This is a genomic window from Altererythrobacter sp. Root672 (genome assembly GCF_001427865.1).
Lineage (GTDB): Bacteria > Pseudomonadota > Alphaproteobacteria > Sphingomonadales > Sphingomonadaceae > Croceibacterium_A.
Genome location: NZ_LMHH01000001.1, coordinates 2,217,293 through 2,237,693, shown reverse-complemented (window position 1 = coordinate 2,237,693; position 20,401 = coordinate 2,217,293). Strand labels below are relative to the sequence as shown.

Annotated in this window: 21 protein-coding genes; 15 read left to right on the top strand and 6 right to left on the bottom strand. The window is 63.0% G+C overall.

Translation table 11 applies throughout. The annotated features are described in order from the left end of the window. Positions 1-2 precede the first annotated feature (2 nt). The 4 genes from ASD76_RS10800 to ASD76_RS10785 are packed head-to-tail and all read left to right on the top strand — an operon-like array spanning position 3 to position 3,536. On the top strand, positions 3-698 hold the full coding sequence (locus ASD76_RS10800) for an HAD family hydrolase (protein ID WP_055922414.1): 696 nt from the start codon (positions 3-5) through the stop codon (positions 696-698). After that, the gene (locus ASD76_RS10795; protein ID WP_055922411.1) at positions 691-1,068 is read left to right on the top strand and encodes a hypothetical protein; all 378 of its coding nucleotides are present in this window, start codon (positions 691-693) and stop codon (positions 1,066-1,068) included. The genes ASD76_RS10800 and ASD76_RS10795 overlap by 8 nt, the downstream gene beginning before the upstream one ends. Next, a complete protein-coding gene (locus ASD76_RS10790; protein ID WP_055922401.1) occupies positions 1,065-2,507 on the top strand; it encodes a GMC family oxidoreductase in 1,443 nt (480 codons plus the stop codon). Before ASD76_RS10795 ends, ASD76_RS10790 begins: the two co-directional genes overlap by 4 nt. Positions 2,508-2,516: 9 nt before the next feature. Next, positions 2,517-3,536, top strand: coding sequence for an NAD-dependent epimerase/dehydratase family protein (locus ASD76_RS10785; RefSeq protein ID WP_055922399.1), 1,020 nt, complete (start codon positions 2,517-2,519; stop codon positions 3,534-3,536). Here the strand turns inward: ASD76_RS10785 and ASD76_RS10780 are convergent. From ASD76_RS10780 to ASD76_RS10755, 6 genes are all read right to left on the bottom strand, one after another. Beyond that, the gene (locus ASD76_RS10780; RefSeq protein WP_055922397.1) at positions 3,520-4,542 is read right to left on the bottom strand and encodes a lysylphosphatidylglycerol synthase transmembrane domain-containing protein; all 1,023 of its coding nucleotides are present in this window, start codon (positions 4,540-4,542) and stop codon (positions 3,520-3,522) included. The two genes, ASD76_RS10785 and ASD76_RS10780, sit on opposite strands and share 17 nt — an antisense overlap. Before the next feature lie 2 nt (positions 4,543-4,544). Further along, positions 4,545-5,183: a response regulator gene (locus tag ASD76_RS10775; RefSeq protein WP_055922393.1), complete on the bottom strand. Its 639-nt coding sequence runs from the start codon at positions 5,181-5,183 to the stop codon at positions 4,545-4,547. Further along, positions 5,180-6,826 (bottom strand): ATP-binding protein, encoded by a 1,647-nt coding sequence (locus tag ASD76_RS10770; RefSeq protein ID WP_082553728.1) that lies wholly within the window; start codon positions 6,824-6,826, stop codon positions 5,180-5,182. The genes ASD76_RS10775 and ASD76_RS10770 overlap by 4 nt, the downstream gene beginning before the upstream one ends. 143 nt (positions 6,827-6,969) lie before the next feature. Continuing rightward, positions 6,970-8,331 (bottom strand): ATP-binding protein, encoded by a 1,362-nt coding sequence (locus ASD76_RS10765; protein ID WP_055922387.1) that lies wholly within the window; start codon positions 8,329-8,331, stop codon positions 6,970-6,972. After that, complete coding sequence (locus ASD76_RS10760; RefSeq protein WP_055922384.1) at positions 8,328-9,005, bottom strand: response regulator transcription factor; 678 nt, start codon at positions 9,003-9,005, stop codon at positions 8,328-8,330. Before ASD76_RS10760 ends, ASD76_RS10765 begins: the two co-directional genes overlap by 4 nt. A gap of 35 nt (positions 9,006-9,040) precedes the next feature. Beyond that, positions 9,041-9,544, bottom strand: coding sequence for a PepSY domain-containing protein (locus ASD76_RS10755; protein ID WP_055922381.1), 504 nt, complete (start codon positions 9,542-9,544; stop codon positions 9,041-9,043). Positions 9,545-9,703: 159 nt separating this feature from the next. Here ASD76_RS10755 and ASD76_RS10750 point away from each other — a divergent pair, with 159 nt between their 5' ends. From ASD76_RS10750 to ASD76_RS10700, 11 genes are all read left to right on the top strand, one after another. Beyond that, a complete protein-coding gene (locus tag ASD76_RS10750; protein ID WP_055922376.1) occupies positions 9,704-10,531 on the top strand; it encodes a nucleotidyltransferase family protein in 828 nt (275 codons plus the stop codon). Continuing rightward, complete coding sequence (locus ASD76_RS10745; protein ID WP_055922373.1) at positions 10,528-11,202, top strand: HAD family hydrolase; 675 nt, start codon at positions 10,528-10,530, stop codon at positions 11,200-11,202. Before ASD76_RS10750 ends, ASD76_RS10745 begins: the two co-directional genes overlap by 4 nt. Before the next feature lie 3 nt (positions 11,203-11,205). Next, positions 11,206-12,390 (top strand): hypothetical protein, encoded by a 1,185-nt coding sequence (locus ASD76_RS10740; RefSeq protein WP_055922370.1) that lies wholly within the window; start codon positions 11,206-11,208, stop codon positions 12,388-12,390. Then, positions 12,387-13,163 carry an FkbM family methyltransferase gene (locus tag ASD76_RS10735; RefSeq protein WP_055922367.1) on the top strand — a complete coding sequence of 259 codons (777 nt, stop codon included), beginning with the start codon at positions 12,387-12,389 and terminating at the stop codon, positions 13,161-13,163. The genes ASD76_RS10740 and ASD76_RS10735 overlap by 4 nt, the downstream gene beginning before the upstream one ends. Before the next feature lie 328 nt (positions 13,164-13,491). Then, positions 13,492-15,774: a TonB-dependent receptor gene (locus ASD76_RS10730; protein WP_055922363.1), complete on the top strand. Its 2,283-nt coding sequence runs from the start codon at positions 13,492-13,494 to the stop codon at positions 15,772-15,774. Positions 15,775-15,839: 65 nt separating this feature from the next. Then, the gene (locus ASD76_RS10725; RefSeq protein WP_055922359.1) at positions 15,840-16,961 is read left to right on the top strand and encodes an alpha-hydroxy acid oxidase; all 1,122 of its coding nucleotides are present in this window, start codon (positions 15,840-15,842) and stop codon (positions 16,959-16,961) included. After that, positions 16,958-17,641: a Fe2+-dependent dioxygenase gene (locus ASD76_RS10720; protein ID WP_055922356.1), complete on the top strand. Its 684-nt coding sequence runs from the start codon at positions 16,958-16,960 to the stop codon at positions 17,639-17,641. The genes ASD76_RS10725 and ASD76_RS10720 overlap by 4 nt, the downstream gene beginning before the upstream one ends. Positions 17,642-17,687: 46 nt before the next feature. Next, positions 17,688-17,972 carry a PepSY domain-containing protein gene (locus tag ASD76_RS10715; protein WP_055922352.1) on the top strand — a complete coding sequence of 95 codons (285 nt, stop codon included), beginning with the start codon at positions 17,688-17,690 and terminating at the stop codon, positions 17,970-17,972. 27 nt (positions 17,973-17,999) lie between these two features. Then, on the top strand, positions 18,000-18,743 hold the full coding sequence (locus tag ASD76_RS10710; protein WP_055922349.1) for an energy transducer TonB: 744 nt from the start codon (positions 18,000-18,002) through the stop codon (positions 18,741-18,743). 128 nt (positions 18,744-18,871) lie between these two features. Beyond that, positions 18,872-19,363 (top strand): hypothetical protein, encoded by a 492-nt coding sequence (locus ASD76_RS10705; RefSeq protein WP_055922345.1) that lies wholly within the window; start codon positions 18,872-18,874, stop codon positions 19,361-19,363. Between the two features lie 11 nt (positions 19,364-19,374). Continuing rightward, a complete protein-coding gene (locus tag ASD76_RS10700) occupies positions 19,375-20,364 on the top strand; it encodes a hypothetical protein (protein ID WP_055922342.1) in 990 nt (329 codons plus the stop codon). The last annotated feature ends 37 nt before the right edge of the window (positions 20,365-20,401 follow it).

The following is a 20,401-nucleotide window of genomic DNA, read 5'->3' as shown; positions in this document are numbered from 1 at the left end:
CCATGCGGGTCGACTGGTCGGGCATCAAGCTGGTCATCTTCGACGTGGATGGCACACTCTACGATCAGTGGCCCTTGCGGCTGGATATGGCGCGCGCCCTGATCGCAGACAGTTTGCAGCAGCGCACGCTCGATACGATCCGCGTCCTGTCGACTTTCCGCAAAGTCAGGGAAAGCCTTGGCGACGCCCGATCTGTCGGCGTCTCCAACGAACAGTTTCGTCGCACGGCCAAAGACCGTGGGTGCAGCGAAGAGCATGTTCGCTCGATCGTCGAACGCTGGATCGAGCAGGAGCCGCTGGCGCGCCTGAGACGCCGCAGGACGCGCGGGGCGTCCGAGCTGTTTTCCGCCTTGAAGCGGAATGGGCGCACGATCGCGGCCTGGTCCGACTATCCGGTGGAGCCGAAGCTTGCGACCTTGGAACTGAAGGCCGATCTAGCGGTCTGCTCGTCCGACCCGGCGGTCAATCGCTTCAAGCCGGATCCGGCAGGGTTGCAACTCATACTTGATCGGACTGCGACCTCTCCCGATCAGGCCATCGTCGTCGGTGACCGGTTCGATCGCGATTGGGAGGCCGCGCGCGCCATCTCGGTGCCGACCTTGATCCGGTCGTTCCGGAAGAACGACCGCTCACCCACCTTCCGGGACTTCCGCGACCGCGTATTCGCTCCCATCCTGGCGGAGGTCGGCCATGCGTAAGGCAGCGGACCGAGCGACGGACGCGTTGGTCGACACAATCGCTATCGAGATGTGCCCGGCCGCCAGCGTCGCCGACCGCGCGGTTGTGTGCCACTACGTGCGGGAGACCGTCGAGGTCATGCCCGACTACCTTCGTGTGGGCTTTCGCTGGCTCGCCGTCCTGTTCGACTGGTGGAGCGTGCCTTTGCGCGGCACTCGCTTTCACCGGCTCGATCATCCAGGCCGGCAAGCGCAAGTCGCGGCCTGGCGGGAGAGCCGCGTCGGCTTTCGCCGGTCGATGATCGCTTTCTACACGACCTTCACCGCGTTCGGGCTCTATTCGCAGGTCCAGGACGACGGTGACGTTGAAACCGACAAGGTCGCGGCATGAGCAAGCCGGACGCCATGACCGCGGGAATCCTTGTCATAGGATCGGGTCCGGGCGGATGTGTCAGCGGGACCATGCTGGTCGAGGCGGGGCATGACGTGCTCATGGTCGAGGAGGGCGAGCATCTTTCGCTCGATTCTGCCGCGCATTTTTCCCGTGAGGAGATGCTTCGCAAGTATCGCAACGGGGGCGTCAGCGTCGCCTTGGGGCGGCAGAAGCTGGCCTGGGTGGAAGGACGCTGCGTGGGCGGCGGAAGCGAGGTCAATCGCGGCCTCTACCGTCGGGCGCCGGAGTTCATTCTCGACAGTTGGCGCAAGGACTTCGGTGTCGAGAACCTCGGCTTCAACTCGATGAAGGCCCACTTCGCGGCGTGCGAGGAGATCGCGCGGGTCGAATATGTTCCGGGCGCGCCGTCCGAGATGTCGCAGCAATTGCAGCGCGGCGCACAGGCGCTTGGCTGGCAATCGATCGAAGCGCCGCGGCTGTTCAGCTATGATCCGGACGGGAAGGGCGGTCGCAGGCAGTCGATGTCGGAGACATTCGTCCGGCGCTTCCTGCAGAAAGGCGGGCGTCTGAACGCTCGCACACGTATCGATCGCCTTCGCAGGGTATCGGGCGCCTGGCTCGCGACCGGCAGCGCGAAAGACGAGGCCGGGCACTCGCGGCCGATCGAGATTCGGGCGCAGCGAGTGTTCGTGGCCTGCGGGGCAGTGCAGACTCCCGCGCTCTTGAGGCGATCCGGGTTCACGCACAACGTCGGCAACAGCCTGCGCTTTCACCCGATGGTCAAAGTGGTCGCCGAATTTGAGCGCGACGTGAATTTCGCGGGCGACCTGGATCCGGTTCACCAGATCAAGGAATTCGAACCCTCCTTCGGCATGGGGTGTTCCATCAGCAAGCGGCCGATGCTGGGCGTGGCCTTGTCCGACCGAGAGGGTGCTTGGGACCTGGTCCACGAACGCTCGCGGCGCATGGGCATCTACTACGTGCAGACGACTGGCGGGACAGCGACCGTACGGAACCTGCCTGGCTTTTCCGATCCGTTGGTCCGGATAGGCTTCACCGCGAACGACCTCCACGTGCTGGGAACCGGGCTGCGCAAGCTGTGCGAGGCGCTGCGCGCGGCCGATGCGGTTCGCGTGATGCCGTGCGTGGCGGGCTATGCCGACGTCGCCTCGACACGGAGCCTGGAATTCATGCCCTCCAGCCTGAGTGCCTCGGACGGAAGCGTTACGTCAGTTCATGTCTTCTCATCCTGCCCAATGGGGGAGAACGACAGGCGCACCGCGGCCAATTCGTTCGGGAAGGTGCACGGCACTGACGGTCTCTACATTGCGGACGCCTCGCTGCTGTGCACGCCCACTGTGGTGAACCCGCAGGGGACCGTCATGGCCGTTGCTCACCGCAATGCCCTCGACGCCATCGAACGCCAGTTCTCCTGAGCCCGGCCGATGCTTCACTTGATCACCGGCGGCACGGGATTCATCGGCGGCGCGATTGCCCGAAAGCTGGCGATGCAGGGAGAACGGGTCCGAGTGTTGGACCTTGTCGACGATCCGGCCCGGCTCCCGGAAATAGAATTCCAGCGCGGCTCGATCACCGATGAAGCCGCCGTGGCCCGCGCTATGGCCGGCGTGGACGTGGTCCACCACAACGCGGCCCTGGTAGCCCAGTCCGCCGCGGGGCAGCGGTACTACGAGGTTAATCGCGATGGCACGCGAAACGTCGCCGCGGCAGCGGCACGTGGCAATGTCGGGCACATCATCCATCTCAGCACCACGGCCGTCTATGGACTGACCGGGCCCGGAGCGATCACCAGCTACGTCGTGCCGCGTCCGATCGAGGACTATGGCCGCTCGAAGCTCGCCGGTGAGATCGCGATGAAGCAGGTCACTGAGGAAGCCTCGATCCCGCTAACGACCATCCGCCCGAGAGTGACCCTTGGTCCAGGCCGCCTCGGTATCTTCCATATCCTGTTCGATTGGATCCGGGACGGAGCCTCGATTCCGATCATCGGCAACGGCGCGCAGCGCCAGCAATTCATCCATGTCGACGATCTGGTCGCGTTCCATTCGCTGGCGTTGAAGCGGAGGCTGGAGGGCACCTTCAACGTCGGGACCGATAGTTTCGGCACACTCCGCCAAGATCTCGAAGCGCTCATCGCGCACGCCGGCACCTCTTCGCAGGTCAGATCGCTGCCGGTCTGGCCGGCGGTGCAGTCGCTTCGGGTTCTACACGCCCTTGGCCTGTCGCGGCTGACGCCTTGGCATTATCAGACCTATCACTGCGACTGCTTCTTCGACATTCAGCCGCTGCTGGCGCTGGGGTGGAAGCCGGCTCATTCGAACCAGTCCATGCTGATGCAAAGCTATGACTGGTTCGTGCAACACGCGGGGCGGGGAGAGGCGGAAACCGCCCATCGTGCGCCGCTGCGGCAAGGCGTGCTGCGCCTCATCAAGACGCTGTCCTGAAAACGCGCTTGCCGGTTTTCGGCGCCAGGATCAGCCACGCCACCGCAAAGAGGGCAGTGGGCAACCACAGCAAGAGATGCAGCAGCAGGATCACCGCTGCCGCGAAATCGGCCTCGACCCCGACGGCCTGGAACGACAGCACGCCAAAGTAGTCGAACGAGCCGAAGTGCCCCGGCAAGGCCGGCACCAGCGTGCCCAGCATCGCGATGGTAAAGGCGAAGAACGGCTTGAGCCATTCGCCAAGCGGACCGCCGAGGCTAACCCACACGGCCAAGGCCGCTACGCTCTCGAGTAGCCAGATAAGCAGCGAGAAGGCGATCAGCCGGCTCATGCGGCCAAGCGTGCCGGCTTCCTTGATCGCGTCCGACATCGACGCGATGCCCTTGCCTGTCAGCGCGATCGCGCGCCGCGGCGATTGTTGCAGGCGGCCGGCGAGGCGGTGGAGCGCCAGCGGCGAGAACAGGACCAGGACGCCGCCGACCGAGCACGCGATCATGACCCAGCGAAGCCGCTCCAGCACCTGGTCCGAAACCACTACATCGATGGCGATCAAGGCGAGGCAGGCCAGCAGCACGATAGTGACGAGATCGAGCAGCCGTTCGAGCAACATCGCGCCCAGGACTCTTCCCAGCGGCAGGTTCAGGCGATCATGAAACCAGAAAACCCGAAAGCCGTCGCCCAAGCGGAAGGGAAGGATGTCGTTGATGCCGAAGCTGGCGACAAAGGGCGCCACGGTGGGGAGGAAGCGAATCTCGTGCCGCGTGCCTTCGAGCAGGATCTTGAAGCGGTAAGCGCGGAGCAGGAAATCGAGCGCGTAGGCGATTAGCCCGACAATGAGCGGAGCCACCGCAGCTTTGCCAAAATGGGCAGCGACGTCGCGATAGTCGACCGACTGCCAAAGCACGATCAGCGCAATGGCGCCGAAAAGAACCCCAATCGCCGCCTTGAGCCACCGCCAGCGCCCGCTTGCCGGGGAGGCGGACTTGGTGTCCCCGGTCGCTTCCATCGCTAGTCGTCAGTCAGCATGTGATGCTGGACGAGGAGCGAGGCGAGCATGGTCCGACTGGAGATGTCGAGCTTGCGATAGATGTTCCCGAGGTGGATGCTGACCGTTCCTTCGGCTGAACCGAGCTCTGCCGCGATCGAGCGATTGGACAAACCGCGGCACACCAGGCGAGAGATCTCCAGTTCGCGCAATGTCAGCGTGGCAAGCCGGGCGCCGATGTCGTGGTCCTCGTCCAGTTCCACCTTTTCGAGCAGGTTCTTGGGCAACCACCGTTCGCCCGCGGCGACCGTCTCCAGGCATTCGAGAAAGTGCTCGGTGGCGTAGTCCTTGGTTAGCAGCCCCCAGATCCCGTAGGACAGCGCTTCGGCGACCTTCTTGCCGGGAATGGTCGCCGTGAGGAAGACCACGCGGACTCCCAGGCGCTCGGTATGTACGGCCCTCAGGATGTCGAGGCCGCCAATGTCAGGCATCGAAACGTCGAGGACGGCAATGTCAGGCCGAAGCTTGCGGATCTGGCTCAGCGCCCGATGGCCGCTCGTGGTGGAATCGAGAATGTCGAACCCCCCGGCGCCCCGCAACAGATCGACCAGGCCTTGAAGCAACAGCGGATGATCGTCGCACAGGACGACTGTCCGGTTCACGCGCGGCCTCGCATGGGAATGCTCATCGTGATCTCCAGGCCGGGAAACGCGCGGCCAATGGACATGCTGCCGCCAAACTTGTCGAGCCGCGAGCGCAATGAACTCGAACCCTTGTCCAGCTTCCCGTCGGCCATGCCCTTGCCGTCATCCCTTATCACCAAAGAGAGCTTATCGGAATCGCCTGACAAGCGAACGAGAACCTGTCGCGCGGCCCCGTGACGAACGGCGTTGGCGGTTGCTTCGGACACAAGCTGTTCGATGTTCTCCAGCACGGGTCGGGGAAGCTTGGACGGAAGGTCGATCTCTTCGATCTCGACGTCGATACCCCACTGGTTTGCCAGTCGCTGGACCAGGACTCTCAGTTCCGAGGAGGCGTCAAACGCCTGGCTCGAACGGCGGTCACGCTGGCCTTCGACGAAATACCTGATCCTGCGCTGTTGCTCGGCGACGAGCAGTTCGATCTCCCGCAGGACGGGCTTTTGCTCAGGCAATGGGACGTACGCGTTGCGGAGCTTGAGCGTGATCGCAGTCAGGTCCTGAAGCACGCCGTCGTGGAGGTCCCGCGCAAGTGTCTCTCGCTCTTCGGAACGCGCGATATCCGAGACCTGGGAAACCAGGTCGAACCGTTCGAGCTCGCCCGCGAAATGCGAGGCAATGATCTCTACCAGCGAAAGCGCATCTTCGGGCCGGCTGTCGGGATTTGAGATCGCGCACAGGCCGGTAAACCGCAAGGTATGGAAGCTTGCCGCAATGACCGTCGGTTCCTTCGCCGTCGAAGGTTTGTCTGCGATGCCTAGCGCCAACTTCAGGCGCGAATGGCTTGCCCTGTCGATTGCCCGCGCCCCGCGCGAGGGGAGCAGGTCGAACGCATCGATTTCGACCCAGCTCCAGTATTGCGGATCGGCATTGCGCTGGATCGACAATTGGCCGCTCTGCCAATGCGCCACGCAGCCGCGGGGGCTATCCTGTTCGCGCCAGACGACGATCAGTTCGTCACCGTCGAGCACGGATGTCGCGTGCCTGCACATGCGGCTCAGCCAGGCATATTGGTCGTAGGCGAGATTGTCGGCCGGCCAGTTTGCGAGGCTTATCAGCCGGGCGCGGCTTTGTTCGCGATAGGCTGCGAAGTATCCCAGCATCGTTGCGAACACCAAGAAATAGGCGCCACGGACGATCAGGTAGTTCAGCTCTGAATTGCCATCCAGGATATCCGGGATGCCGATGGCCAGCAGCATGATCTCGAGAATGGCCGCCCCGAAGATCGTGCCCTTTACGCCCCAGCGTATGGTCATGGCCAGCAAGGGGAAGGAGAAGAAGGAGAAGAACGGGCTGGTCAGTTCGTTCGAAAGGAACGCCAACATTCCAAGGACAAGCGAGTCAATCAGGTGGACCCAGAGGTGGGCCAGGCTGTGGGTCGGTCGATCGATCGGCTTTATGAGCAGGACCGCCGCAAAGACCGCATAGCTCGCCAGCAGGATGCTGACTTCGTACTGGAATTTGCGGGGTTGGGTCGGGTCAAGGTACATCGCCAAAAGGGCAAAGCCCACGGTCACCGCGCGTCCGATGCCGATGAGTCTCTCGGGATCGGAAAACAGCAGGGTATTCCGCGTCGAAAGAAAGACCTCACGCCTTGATCGGGGCATATATTCCTTTCCGCGCCTTCATCGGATCGGTCGCCGCGAATTAGCCCGAATTGGTGCTCTCAGAGTAGGTCTATTCTCAACTCATCCCAAATAGAAACACAGGGGTGCTCGTGCCGCAGCCAAGCAGGGGCGGTGGTCTAAGGCTATGATACCGGCCGCCACGGTACGCAAAAAAGCGCCTCGGTCACGCCGTTTGCGTGGCTCAGTTCCATGCTGCCGTCGTGGGCCTTGGCAATCGCCTGGACCACCGGGAGGCCAAGTCCCTCTCCAGGCTTCTGGCTGGCATTCTCGCCTCTGAAGAACCGCTCGCTTGCGCGCCGTAGGATGTGTTCGCTGACTTCAGGGCCGCGATTGGCAACCACGAAGCAGGCCGAACCATCCTTGTGGCATGCCGAAAGGCTGATGTCGGGTTCGGGAGCACCGTACTTGATCGCGTTGTCGATCAGGTTGGTCAGCGCCTGGAAAAGCAGGTCCCGATCGCCCCGGAACTGGTCGGAGGGGACGTCCTCGATCCTTATCCTGCCCCCCAGTTCCTCGGCCGCGGGGTCGTAGAGTTCCTTCAGGTCCTCCAGCAAAGTGGCAGCCGCGATGGGTTCGAAGGCCAACGCATGCCGCCCGGCTTCGATGCGTGAAATCCTCAGCAGACCGTCGAAGATCTTCTGCAGCCGCCGAACTTCGGTTCCGATCCTTTTAACCTCTGGATTGGTCTCGCTCGGGTACTCCGCTTCCAGTGTTTCAATGTCTGCGAGCAGGCGAGCAAGCGGGGTCCTCAGCTCGTGCGCCACGTTGTCCGACACCCTCCTGACCGAAGCAAAGAGATCTTCGATCCGATCGAGCATCTGGTTGAGGGTCTGGCTAACCCGATCGAAATCGTCGTTGCTGCTGTCAACCGGGACTCTTCCGGCCAGGTCGCCCTCCATGACCTGGATCGCCGCTTTTGAGATCTGCTCCAGCCGCACACCGATCGCCCGGCTGATCAGGCCGCCGCCGAGCAGGCCGAGAAACAGACTGCTGCCCACCAGCCATACCATGCCGTTCCCAAGCAGCTCGCGAAGCTCCTCCAGATCCTCGGCATCGCGCCCGACCATCAACCTCGCCCCATTGTCGAACCCGACGTCGAGGGCGAAGGCATGCTGATCGTACTCGGCCCCTTCGGTGTAGATGTCGGCTTCCAGATCGAGCCACTGCTCACCCCGCTCCGATGGCCAGGTCGGGATGTTGGCCGACTTCAGATCGCCGTCCGGGCCGATGAAGACATGAAACGCAGCCCTGTCGCCGCGCTCCTCGGCGCGCGAGGCCAGCGCGGTAATCAACGCCGCTTCGCCATCGACGGCGTAGATCTGTTCGAGCTGAAGCGCTTCGCGCCTGATCTGCCTCTTCAAGGCCTCATGGGGCCGGTACACGCTGACGTAGTAGAACGAGCCCACGAGCAGCCCGACGGAAAGCAGGAAGAGCCCGACATAAGTCAGCGCCAGGCGCAGCGAGAAACTGCGGGCGTACTTCATTCTGCGCGGAGCACGTAGCCGCTTCCGCGGACGGTGTGGATCAACTGCTTCTCAAACTCGTGGTCGATCTTTTGCCTCAGCTTGCTGATGTGCTGGTCGATAACGTTCGTCTGAGGGTCGAAGCTGTAGTCCCACACTTGTTCGAGCAGCATGTTCCGCGTCACCACCCTCCCGGTGTGTTCGGCCAGGCAGGAGAGTATCTGGAACTCCCGCGAAGTCAGGTCGATGCGGCGTCCGCCACGACGGGCCGTATGTCCCAGCAGGTCGATCTCGAGATCGTCGATCTGGTAGCCGGTGACCGGGACGTCCGACTGCGGAGCACGTCGCCCCAGGGCATCGACGCGCGCCAGCAGTTCAGAGAGCGCGAAGGGCTTGCCGAGATAATCGTCGCCGCCGGCCTTCAGTCCACGAACGCGCTCGTCGACATCGGCGAGGGCGCTCAATATCAGCACCGGCGTCGTGTCGCCGGTCGCCCGGAGTGTCTGGAGGATCTTGAGGCCGTCGACATTGGGCAGCATTCGGTCGAGGACTATCACATCGTAAACTTCCGAGCTGGCCTGGATCAAGCCGTCCTTCCCGTCATCCCGAACGTCGACCTGATGTCCGGCCTGCCGCAATCCGCCGGCCACGAAATCGGCTACTCGCGGGTCATCCTCGATCAGCAGAACCTGCACGTCTTCGATAACTCCTGTTCTAGACCGTTTACGGCCTAATCGTCGGGAATGAAGTTGAGGCGCTGGCCGGTTACCGGATCGAGGTAAAGCTTCGTGCGGCCGATCTGGCTGAGAAACTCCACTTCATAGTAGGCTTGGCCGCGCTCAACGTCGAACGACGCCGCAAGCACCTTGCCTCCGGTTCGGTTCTCGAGTGCGGCGATGATCGATGACAAACTGTGGGCCCGGCTGAGATAGGCCTCGTTCGATCGGCCGAACACCTCCTCCCAAAAGTCTCTGAGCATTGACGAGTTCTGCCGCAGGATCTTCCCTGTGCTCGCGTCGATGATGTACTCTTGCGACTTCGTGCCGCGCACGACCTCTACCTCGTAGACCGGCTTTTTGCCCCAACGGTCCTTCTCGACGTCGGTCACGTGCCCCTTGCCGTTGCGCTCGGCGATCTTCACCGCCTCGAGCACCGAAATCGACGCCGGCCGTTGCGCCACCGCGGCGCTACTGATCGCAAGCAGTGCGATGGCCAGGAGCCCAGGAACTTTCATGCATGCATCTCCGTCGTGCTTCGGGGGGCGGCCTAGAGATTGAGCGTGAGCTCCAGCTTATCGCTACATTTGGTTTCCTACATACTTGCGGGGGCAAACATGGGCGAAAATAAATCTTCCGCCCATACCGATCCAAGGCTGGTCTGAAATGACCGACGCATGGAATTGCGTCCCGTCACCGCCGCGTGCGCTACGTCCCAGGCAACACGTTGGCATGTCATACTTCTGGCTGGCGATAGACCGGGCGGCGATCCGCTTGCGCAGGAGTTCGGTGTCGCTTCGAAATCGCTGGTCCCGCTCGGCGGGAAGCCGATGCTGGCGCATGTGCTGCAAACACTGCTGTCGCATCCGCAGATCGGCGAGGTTTTTGTCCTCTCCCAGGATCCCGAGCTGCTGTTTGATAATCCGGCTATCGCCCCGTTCCGGGCGGACCCGCGGGTTCGCCTTGCGCCATCAGGGTCGGGCATCGCCAGCTCGATCGAAGGAACTCTGCGGCAGGATTGGCTCGACTGGCCGGTACTGATCACGACCTCGGATCACGTTCTGCTCGACAAGGGAACGCTCGACTGGTTCCTCGACCACTCTGCAGAGTGCGACGTTGCTGTGGGCATGGTCGATCGCGAGGCCTTCAAGACCGACGGGCTCGATTCCAAGAGGACCTGGCTGCGCTTTCGCGACGTCGATGTCACCGGCGCCAATCTCTTCGCGTTGAATTCGCGAGCGGTGTTCAAGGGGCTGACCTACTGGCAATCGCTCGAAGGCGACCGCAAGAAGCCATGGCGCATGGCGTGGAAGCTTGGTCCAACGCTCTTGTTGAACTTTCTCCTGCGGCGTCTGACGCTGATCGAAGCCTTCGGTGCTGCGGGCCGCAAGCTGGGTGTCGAGGCGCGACCGGTGCGCATTCCCTTCGCCCACGCCGGGGTGGACGTTGACAAACTGGCGGATCACTCCTTGGTGGAAGGCATGCTGGCCCGCCTGCCTCAATGATCGAGCTTTCGATTTTCGACGTCGACCGCACGATCACGCGGAAGCCGACCTACAGCTTGTTTTTGCTGTTCGCGATGCGACGGCGCGCGCCGTGGCGCGTGGTTCTGACACCGATCCTTGTCCCAGCCGCGTTGGCCTATGCGGCGGGATTGATCACCCGCACGCGGATGAAGGAGATCATGCACTGGGTCGCACTGGGCGGCTCGGTGCCCGGCGAGGAAGCGCTGGCGCTGGCAGAGGAATTCGCCGTGCAGCTGCATCGCGACGGTCTCTATCCTCAGGCCATCGAGCGGATCGCTGCGGAGCGCGAGGCCGGTCGCACGGTCGTGCTCGCGACGGCGGCACCCTCGCTCTATATTGCACCGCTCGCCAAACGCCTGGCGATTGACGATGTCGTGGCAACCGGGGCGATCCGTCGCGGTGACGTCCTGACCCATCGGGTCCAGGGCACGAACTGCTACGGTGCGCACAAGCTGACAATGATCGTCGATGCCTTGTCGGAGAGACAGATCGATCGGCAGGCAATGCATGTCCGGTTCTTCACCGATCACGCTTCGGACAGTGCCGTTTGCGAATGGGCCGACGAGGCTTTCGCGGTCAATCCGTCGCCGAAGATGCTGGCCCTTGCCCAGCAAAAGGGGTGGCCGATAATCGATTGGCGGACCGCGTGATCCATGCGCGTTGGCTTCCTCTTCAATCACGCGGCGGGGCATCAGGTCGGCCACGCCATCCCGATCGCTTCGGCGCTTGCGCGGCTTTACCCGGGCGTCGAACTGCAGCTGTTCGTTTCGGGCGGAGCCGCCGAGGCTGAAGTTCGCCGCGCGTGGGCGGCCGATGGCCACTCGTTCGACGACCGCCGCATCGAGCAACTGAGCCCGCCCTCCAACCCGACCCGTTTCCTGGCCTCCCTGTCCGGTGGAGCCTTGCCGGTCGACCGGATTTCCATCCTGCGCCGCAACACCGATCGGTTCCGCGGCCTGGATGCGCTCGTGGCGCCGGAGAAGACTTCCACCCTCCTTAAATCCCGCTTTGGGCTGGAGCAGGTGGCCTTGATCCACACTCGCCATGGGGCGGGCGATCGCGCGGTCGGTTTCGATGCGGCCAGCGGACGGTTCGACCTGGTTCTGCTTTCCGGAGCGAAGATCAAGGACCGGCTGGAGCAGGCCGGCCTGCTGAAGCCCGATGGATATGCGATCGTCGGCTATCCCAAGTTCGACCTCTGCGGGGACGCGGCGCCTGCTGCGCGGCTGTTCGACAACGATCGCCCGACGGTGCTCTACAACCCGCATCCTTCGCCGGCCTTGTCCTCGTGGTACCGGATGGGGACGGACGTCCTCGACTGGTTTGCCGGGCAGGACCGGTTCAACCTGATCTTCGCCCCTCACGTGATGCTGTTTGCCAAGCGTTGGACGATCGGGCTGTCGCCGCTTTCCATTGCCCGAGTGCCGCAAGTGCCGGAGCACTATCTGGGCTTGCCGCACATCCACGTCGATCTGGGTAGTTCAGCCTCGCTGGATATGACTTATACCAACGCAGCCGACATTTACCTCGGCGATGCGAGCAGCCAGGTCTACGAATTCATCCGCAGGCCGCGCCCGTGCATCTTCCTCAATCCGAGGGAGCTCAATTGGCAGGGCTCAGCGGATTTTGCGCATTGGCAGGCCGGTCCGGTTGTGAGTTCGGTTAACGCCATGGCTCACGCCCTCGATCAAGCGCTCGCCTACCCCAACGAGTATACCGACATGCAGAAGCGCCTTTTCGCCTATAGCTTCGATCTGAACGAGCGGCCCTCCGCCGACCGGGCAGCCGATGCGATCGTCACCTGGTTGGACCGCTGCGCTGCAGGTGAACAAGCATGAGCTTCTGGCGCTACGGCATCGTCAAGACTGCTCACAAGACCATGTGGCTATCGATCGCGCGAGTTCGTGCGACGTGGAACCGCCTTGCAGGCCAGCCCCCGGTGCATGGCCCCACAGCCTATGGCGTGCGGCTTTGGCAGCGGTGGGATGACCGCACGTTCGTGTACTGCCGAGCCGGGACTTATGGCCGCTTCCTGTCGGACTACCTGGCGAACCGTCGCGAGGAGTTTGCCTTTGTCGACGTGGGCGCAAACCAGGGTCTCTACAGCCTGATTGCAGCGCAAAATCCCCAATGCCGGCAAGTCACTTCATTTGAACCGGTCGCGGCGACTTTCGCGGCCCTGACGGCCAACGTCGCGATCAATCCGGGATCCGAGAAGGTCACCGCGCTTAAGCTCGGCGTTTCGGACAAGGCCGAGCGTATCGAGATCTCGGTCCCGCGGGGGCACAGCGGCATGGCCACCTTGCGTCCCGCCGCCGGATCGGATTCCGAAACCGAGACGATCGAAGTGGTTTCGGCGGTTGAGCTCGATCGCTTGCTCGACGGTAACTTGCCCCTGGTGATCAAGGTCGATGTCGAAGGGCATGAAGCGACTGTGATCGAACAGTTGCTGGCCTGCTCCCAGGCCCCACGGATCGAGTGCATCTTCTATGAGGTCGACAAGCGCTGGTCCGACAAGGACCGGATCGCGTCGATGTTGCGGAGCGCGGGGTTCGACGCCTTCAAGCAAGTGGGAAGGGGCCACCACTTCGACGTGATGGCCACGCGATAGCGTGATTCCGGCGCCATTGCCGGATCTACTGCCGTAGATCTCGCCCAAGGCTTCTTGGGCTGCGCACCGGTTTCGCAGAGAGGCTCTCGACACTACTCCGGAGGCCCCTGGCCTTCGCAGTCCCCCACCGCGTCGTTGCGGCTCGGCACCCCCTGCGAAAATAATCTCAAACCCTGGCGCATTTGGCCTTGTGCTCAAACAGACCGCTCGTTAATGGCGCCGTTATTGCGATTGCATCGCAATTGCTTTTCTGACTCGCCAAGCGTGATCATCGATCATGCCGCAGCGAAGTGTCTGTTATTGCCTATAAATCCTAACAGGGGAAACAATGAGGACTTCAACTCGCAACATCCGCCAGCCGGTGAGCATCCGTTCGAGCAGCGATCGCCTGAAGGCTGGTGCGGCTCTGGGTCTCTCGGTCGCCATGCTGATGCCGACCCCCGCACTGGCCCAGACCGAGGCGGAAGAAGCTGACGAAGCGCCGCTGGCGACCGTCGCTGTGGAAGCCACTGCGATCGATCCCAACCCCAATGCTCAGGTCGGTGTGCCTTACAAGGCGCGGACTTCGGGTGACGAGCGCCACACCCGTCCGATCGCGGAACTGCCGCAGACGATCACAGTCCTGACGCGGGCCCAGATCGAGGATTCGGGCTACACCGATCTCAAGCAGATCCTCGACTCGCAGCCGGGCATCACTGTCGGCACCGGCGAAAACGGCAACGCTTTCGGCGATCGCTACATCATTCGCGGCCAGGAAGCCCGCAGCGACGTGTTCGTCGACGGTTTGCGCGATCCCGGCATGACCACGCGCGAGAGCTTCGCCATCGAGCAGCTCGAAGTGTCCAAGGGCCCGAGCTCCAGCTTCGGCGGCCGCGGCACGGCCGGCGGCGCGATCAATGCGATCACCAAGCAGGCGACGATCGACTACAACTTCGGCAAGGGATCGGTGGGCATTGGCACCGACCAGTTCGTGCGCACCACGGCCGACATCAACTATTCGACCGGCAACACCTTCGCGGTCCGCGCCAACGTGCTCTATGCCTACGAACTCGTTCCCGACCGCGGTCCTGCGGATCGCGAGCGCAAGGGCCTGGCGACGTCGGCGTTCTATACCCCGACCGACAACTTCAGCATCACGGCCGACTATTACGGCCTGCGGGCGAAGGACAATCCGGACCTCGGCGGTTACCTTTCGGCGGACGACAAGCCGGTCGAAGTCCCGACTTACGCGCAGCAGCCGGACTTCCAGACCGCAGATGTCGACGTGGGCACGGCCAGGATTCAGTATGAGTTCTCACCGACCGTTCGCCTCAACAACCTGACGCGCTACGGCAGCTCGGACAACGGGTACGTAGTCACTGGCGCCAATGGCCGCACTAACCCGCGCGTCTCGCTGAGCACCCACAACGGCTGGCAGGACGTCGAGTACTTCGCCAACCAGACCAACCTCTATGTCGAAGCCAATCTGGCCGGCCTCGACCACGAGCTGATCTTCGGCGCCGAATACACCGATCACAAAGTGCTCAACGGCATCTACTCGGTCGTCAACACCGGCACGCCGAACTGCGGTGGAACGACCTTCTGCGTCTATGACACCAGCGGCAAAGTCGCGAACGGGCTCAACACGATCATGGGCCGGCGGATCACCAAGAACCGCTGGGACCAGGATTGGCGCGTAGAGACGATCTCCGGCTACGTGATGGATACGTTCGACATCGGCGCCCTGACGGTGTTCGCGGGCCTCCGTCTGGACAACTACAAGTTCAATCTCAACCTTCAGAACAACGCCTTGGCCGTCACCAGCTACGACGATTCCGACACCCTGTGGAATGGCCACCTCGGTCTGACCTACAAAGTCGGCAACGGCGGCGTGGTCTACGCCTCGATTGCGAGCTCGGCAGACATCAACGGTGGCGAATCCGACGTCGGAACGAGCGCTGGCTACGGCGGCTTCGTTATCGTCGGCGGCGTGAACGTCGGGGCCAAGCCCGAGCGGTCGTGGAACTACGAAATCGGCACCAAGTGGAACGTGTTCGACGAGAAGCTCCTGCTCACCGCGGCCTTGTTCCAGATCGAGAAGAGCGACGTCATGGAAGGTCTGACCGGCGCTGACTACACCAGCGCCGGTACGCTCAACACCGGCGCGAACCGGGTGCGCGGCTTCGAGTTCGAGGCGGTCGGCTACCTGACCCCAGACTGGTCGGTCCAGGGCGGCTTCTCCCTCATGGACAGCAAGGTGACGGACTCGTTCAACCCGGCGAATATCGGCCTGCCGCTGGCAAACTTCGCCAACAACCAAGTGCAGGTTCTGAGCCGGTACCAGATCACCGAGGACTTCGCTCTGGGTGGTGCGCTCAAGTACAAGAGCAAGCGCTATGGCGGTCAGCCTGATACCGGCGCTGTCATCACCGCTCCCGGTGCGCGCACGGTTCCGGCCTACACGGTGGTCGACTTGTTCGCCGAACTCCACCTGACCGACAACATGGAACTGCGTGTAAACGTCAACAACGTGACCAACACGGATTATTACCTCGCCGTCTATCGTTCGGGCTCGTTCCTCTACAAGGGTGACGCGCGTAGAGTAACGGGAACGTTGAACATCAGTTTCTGATAAACGAAACGCAAGCTAAAGGTCGGTCTGGACATTCGAGTCCGGACCGACACTTGCGGGATACGATGAACCAGCAACCCTTATCCCTTCATGAAATACCAGCTGGCGTGCACAGCGCGGCCGATTACGCCCGCCTTGCGGCGGACGTAATGGATCCCGCGCTGTTCGCTTATGTCGACGGTGGCAGCGGGCCGGGCCGGACGGCCACTGAAAACCTCGCGGCCTTCGCAAATCTTGGCATCATCCCCCGGCCGTTGCGGCGGGTGAGCGGCGGTAACACGCGTTGCGTGCTGGGCGGCCAGGAGCGCCCGCATCCGATCATGCTGGCCCCGCTCGGGTCGCAGGCCCTTTTTCATGCTGATGCCGAACGGGCTTCAGCGGCAGCGGCGGAGGCTACCGGAACCTGCTTCGTCGCCAGCACGATGGCGTCACTCACGCTCGAGGAAGTGGCGGCCGGAGCCGGGCGAGACAGGTGGTTCCAACTCTATTTCCAGCCGGATCGCCAGGCCACCCGAGACATCGTGCGCCGCGCCGAGGCTGCCGGCTATGGCGGATTGGTCGTCACGGTAGATGCAGCGATCCAGCTTCCCAGCCATCGCGCCTTGGCCGCCGGCTTTGTCCCGCCGTCGGACATGGCCAACCTGCGCGACTATCCGAAGCCCACCTTGCCGGACCTAGAGCCGGGAGAGAGCGACATCCTGTCCGGGATGATGCGCGGTGCGCCGACCTACGGCGACATTGACTGGTTGGCGCAAGAGACCAACCTGCCGTTGTGGGTCAAAGGCATTCTGCATCCCGAGGACGCGCGCGAACTGGTCACGCGCGGCGTTTCCGGCATCGTCGTTTCGAACCACGGCGGCCGGGCGCTCGATGGGGCTCCGGCCAGCATTTCGGCCATCTCGGCCGTGCGTGCGGCGGTGGGGGACCGGGTCCCTCTCATGCTCGACAGCGGAATTCGCTCCGGCTCGGATGTGTTCAAGGCGATCGCGGGCGGTGCCGACGCTGTGTTGGTCGGTCGGCTGCAGGCCTATGCCCTTTCCGTGGCCGGGGCGCTTGGGGTGGCTCACATGATAAAGCTTCTGCGCCAGGAGCTCGAAGCGTGCATGGCCCTCTCGGGTTGCGCCACGCTGGCCGACGTGCGCGGCACCGATCTGGTTGCGCTTAGCGCTGGAGACTGGGGGCTATGATCGTGGTCCTCGAAGGCGTGCTGGATCCCGCGACGCTCGGCAGCATTCGCTCGAAGCTCGCCGCAGCGGAATGGGAAAGCGGTGCCCGCACCGCCGGGGCCTTTGCGCGCGACCAGAAGAACAACTCGCAGCTGCCTGACGGTGCGCCACTCACGCTTGAGTTGGGCGAACAGATCGTCGAGCGGCTGTGGACCAACCCACTGTTCATTTCTTCCGCGCTTCCGCGCAAACTCTATCCGCCGCGGTTCAACCGCTACGGCGTCGGCCAGACTTACGGCGCGCATGTCGACGCCGCGCTGATGCGATCGCCGGGCTCGGACCGGATGGTGCGAACCGACCTGTCGATCACGGTGTTCCTGTCCGATCCGGAAGACTACGACGGTGGAGAGCTGGAGATCGAGAGCAGCCTGGGCGCCCAGGCCGTCAAGCTCGCGGCGGGGGACGCGGTGCTCTATCCGGCAAGCACGCTTCACCGGGTTGCGCCAGTCACCCGCGGAGAGCGCCTGGCCTCGTTCTTCTGGATCGAGAGCCTTGTGGCCGATGAGGGGGAGCGGACCATGCTGTTCGATCTCGACCAATCGATCCAGCGGCTTTCCGGGCAACTGAAAGCAGAAAACGCCGAACTCGCGGGCCTTTCCGGCCTCTATCACAACCTGCTGCGCCGCTGGGCCAAGACCTGATGCAGCGCAGCGACCTCCCCCCGGCATGCAAGACTAGGAGCATGGCATGAAGAAGACGATCACGGCGTTGCTGGCAGCAGGTGCAGTTCTTGCGACCGGCCTCATCGCCATGCCCGCGCTGGCCCACGGAAACGTGTCGTGCACCGTGCCGCGCAAGGAGCGCCAGCCTTCGGTCAAGTTGCAGCAGCAGCTCAAGGAAGCCGGCTGGAAGATCCAGAAGATCCAGGTCTACTACGGCTGCTACGAAGTCTACGGCTTCGACGAGAACGGGAAGAAGGTCGAAGCCTTCTTCGATCCCCGGACGCTTCAGCGCATCCAGGCCGACGGCTGATCCTGGGCTGCACGATCGAGTTTGGTGATGAACATCATGTCCGCGAACGCCCCGCTCCTTCCGGAAGACGCACGGCCAGAGACCGCCGTGTCGCCGTTCGCCCAAGTGCGCGATGGGATTGTCGAGCGCTTCCGCCGGCTGAACTGGATCGCGGTCGGGGTCACGCTCGCTCTTGAAGGGGTGATCCTGGCGGCGCTTCTGTCGCTGGGCATTGGGTCATTCAACAAGCCCAAGCCAGAGAAATTGATCGTACTCGACGTTCGCCCGACCACGCCCGAGGCCGCGCCGCCTGCTCCGCCCAAACCGGTGCAGGCAGAACTGGACCCTGTCGTGCAACCGCAACCTCGGGTCGCCGAAATCCTGCCGCAGCCTGAGATCGAGGTCCCGCGGGCCGAACAGCAACCGGCGATGGAAACGCAGGCTCCTGCACCCCCGGTCCCTGCACCGGCTACGCCCTCTGCCCCGGCGCCGACGCCTGGACCGGTCAAGGTGGCCAATCTCAACACCAACCTCTTGAGCGGTGCGCCTCCATCCTATCCAAACGTCTCCCGGCGCAAGCGCGAGGAAGGCATGGTCGTGCTGCGGCTGGTGATTACGGAAGATGGGCGCGTCGAGACCGTCTCGGTTTCGCGCACGAGCGGCTTCCCGGCGCTCGATGAGGCAGCGATGGCGGCAGTTCGCAAGTGGCGCTGGTCCCCGACGCTTAGGGATGGCCGACCGGTTTCGATCACCGGGTTGGTCAGGATTCCGTTTTCGCTGAAGGACTCGTAAGCCTCTCGCAAGTCGCCTTACTCATCGGGCGAATCCGCAACCCAATCGAGCGGTTGCCGTAGATTTGCCGACGGTGTTATCATTCCCGCCACGACCCAAGAACATAACAGTCGTGGGAGGATAGCGTCGTGGCTTACAAGACGCATGTCAGTTCGCTCAACGCCTTCGAGAAGGGCGTGATCGAGCTAAAGGATGACCTTCGCAAATACGCGTTCTCGAACGTGTTCGAGGTGGCGAGCCATAGTCCTCCGTTCGAACGAACCGCGGTCGCGCAGAACCTTGAATACGTGGCGGAGGTCATGCGCGTCGACGGCGAGTCACCCTGGTACGCCGCCCCGCACGACGAGTTCGCCATCGTCATGGACGGCGAGGTCACGTTCAACTTCGTCAAGCTGGCCGACGACCAAGTCCCAAGTCACGCGGGCGGGGCGGCGCAGCTTGGCGCCAAGCCCAACGGCCCGACGATGGGCCGGGTCACCGCTCGGCGCGGGCACCAGGTGCTGTTGCCGAAAGGGGCGGCTTACCAGCTGACCTCGACCGCGCCCGGCGTCGTCATCGTCCAGACCATGGATGGTCCGGTGACGACCAAGCGTTGGGCCGAAATCTGCACCTTGAGCTGAGGGAGAGAACGATGGACGTGCAATCTGCCAAAGTCGTCGCCATCGGCACCGAACCGGACACCGGCTACGACAGCTTCCGCCTCGGCCAGTTCACTTTCCGCCGCGACGAGTATTTCGCCCACATCGAATGGCCCAAGGGCAGCCACATCATCGAGATCGACCGGTTCCTGCGCGCCATGGTGCGAGATATCGGCTGGGGCTTCTTCTACGGCTGGATCTTCTTCGACGACATCTTCGGCACCACCAATCACTACGGCACGGTCGATGTGTTCGCCGGCGCTTATGACCAAGGGTGCAAGGAACAGGGGATCGATCACCTGGAGACGTTCCCGGCAGAGGCGGTGAAGGAAGCCTTCGAGACCATTAGCCGCAACTGGATCAACGAGGGATACGATCCGCTGAGCGCTCCGCTCGAAACAGGCTCGCCGCTTGGATCGAAGACTACCGAGCGTACCGACGAACTGGTGCGCGGCTTCAAGCCCGCCACTCGCATGCTCGGGTTGGAAGGCGACGCCCCGGTCCGCTCCGACGACACCGGCCACCCGATCAACCGGGCCTTCGCCGACCTGGAGTTCGACAAGCCCGACATCGAATGCGAGCCGGGCTTCGAAGGCCAGCTCCATGCGATCAACCTGTTCGACCACATCGCCCGGGCCGACGTGACCTGGAACCCCTCGTTCACCGCCATCACTGGCGCCAGCATCTGCTGCGTCACCAGCGAAGAGCACATGCTGCCGGTCATCCACGGCAACGACCGGAACGAGTGGTTCTTCCAACTGACCGACGAGATCCACTGGCAGATCGCCGACAAGAACTCCGGCCTGCCGCGCGGGCGGATCGTGATGAAGGCGGGTGACGTCTGTGCCATGCCGGCCGATATTCGCCATCAAGGCTTTTCCCCCAAGCGATCGATGCTGATGGTGATGGAGAACGGTACACCGGGGCTTGAACTGCGCTATGCCTCAGGCGAATTGAAGCCTTATCCGGTCGACTTCGGCTGATCCCACCTACTGCCCCAATAACTCATAATAGAAAGAA

What these genes read in the sequence shown, in the direction of transcription:
- ASD76_RS10800 (WP_055922414.1), top strand. Translation starts at nt 3, where the DNA reads ATGCGGGTCGACTGGTCGGGCATCAAGCTGGTCATCTTCGACGTGGAT.
- ASD76_RS10795 (WP_055922411.1), top strand. Translation starts at nt 691, where the DNA reads ATGCGTAAGGCAGCGGACCGAGCGACGGACGCGTTGGTCGACACAATC.
- ASD76_RS10790 (WP_055922401.1), top strand. Translation starts at nt 1,065, where the DNA reads ATGAGCAAGCCGGACGCCATGACCGCGGGAATCCTTGTCATAGGATCG.
- ASD76_RS10785 (WP_055922399.1), top strand. Translation starts at nt 2,517, where the DNA reads ATGCTTCACTTGATCACCGGCGGCACGGGATTCATCGGCGGCGCGATT.
- ASD76_RS10780 (WP_055922397.1), bottom strand. Translation starts at nt 4,542, where the DNA reads ATGGAAGCGACCGGGGACACCAAGTCCGCCTCCCCGGCAAGCGGGCGC.
- ASD76_RS10770 (WP_082553728.1), bottom strand. Translation starts at nt 6,826, where the DNA reads ATGCCCCGATCAAGGCGTGAGGTCTTTCTTTCGACGCGGAATACCCTG.
- ASD76_RS10765 (WP_055922387.1), bottom strand. Translation starts at nt 8,331, where the DNA reads ATGAAGTACGCCCGCAGTTTCTCGCTGCGCCTGGCGCTGACTTATGTC.
- ASD76_RS10755 (WP_055922381.1), bottom strand. Translation starts at nt 9,544, where the DNA reads ATGAAAGTTCCTGGGCTCCTGGCCATCGCACTGCTTGCGATCAGTAGC.
- ASD76_RS10750 (WP_055922376.1), top strand. Translation starts at nt 9,704, where the DNA reads ATGGAATTGCGTCCCGTCACCGCCGCGTGCGCTACGTCCCAGGCAACA.
- ASD76_RS10745 (WP_055922373.1), top strand. Translation starts at nt 10,528, where the DNA reads ATGATCGAGCTTTCGATTTTCGACGTCGACCGCACGATCACGCGGAAG.
- ASD76_RS10740 (WP_055922370.1), top strand. Translation starts at nt 11,206, where the DNA reads ATGCGCGTTGGCTTCCTCTTCAATCACGCGGCGGGGCATCAGGTCGGC.
- ASD76_RS10735 (WP_055922367.1), top strand. Translation starts at nt 12,387, where the DNA reads ATGAGCTTCTGGCGCTACGGCATCGTCAAGACTGCTCACAAGACCATG.
- ASD76_RS10730 (WP_055922363.1), top strand. Translation starts at nt 13,492, where the DNA reads ATGAGGACTTCAACTCGCAACATCCGCCAGCCGGTGAGCATCCGTTCG.
- ASD76_RS10725 (WP_055922359.1), top strand. Translation starts at nt 15,840, where the DNA reads ATGAACCAGCAACCCTTATCCCTTCATGAAATACCAGCTGGCGTGCAC.
- ASD76_RS10720 (WP_055922356.1), top strand. Translation starts at nt 16,958, where the DNA reads ATGATCGTGGTCCTCGAAGGCGTGCTGGATCCCGCGACGCTCGGCAGC.
- ASD76_RS10715 (WP_055922352.1), top strand. Translation starts at nt 17,688, where the DNA reads ATGAAGAAGACGATCACGGCGTTGCTGGCAGCAGGTGCAGTTCTTGCG.
- ASD76_RS10710 (WP_055922349.1), top strand. Translation starts at nt 18,000, where the DNA reads ATGAACATCATGTCCGCGAACGCCCCGCTCCTTCCGGAAGACGCACGG.
- ASD76_RS10700 (WP_055922342.1), top strand. Translation starts at nt 19,375, where the DNA reads ATGGACGTGCAATCTGCCAAAGTCGTCGCCATCGGCACCGAACCGGAC.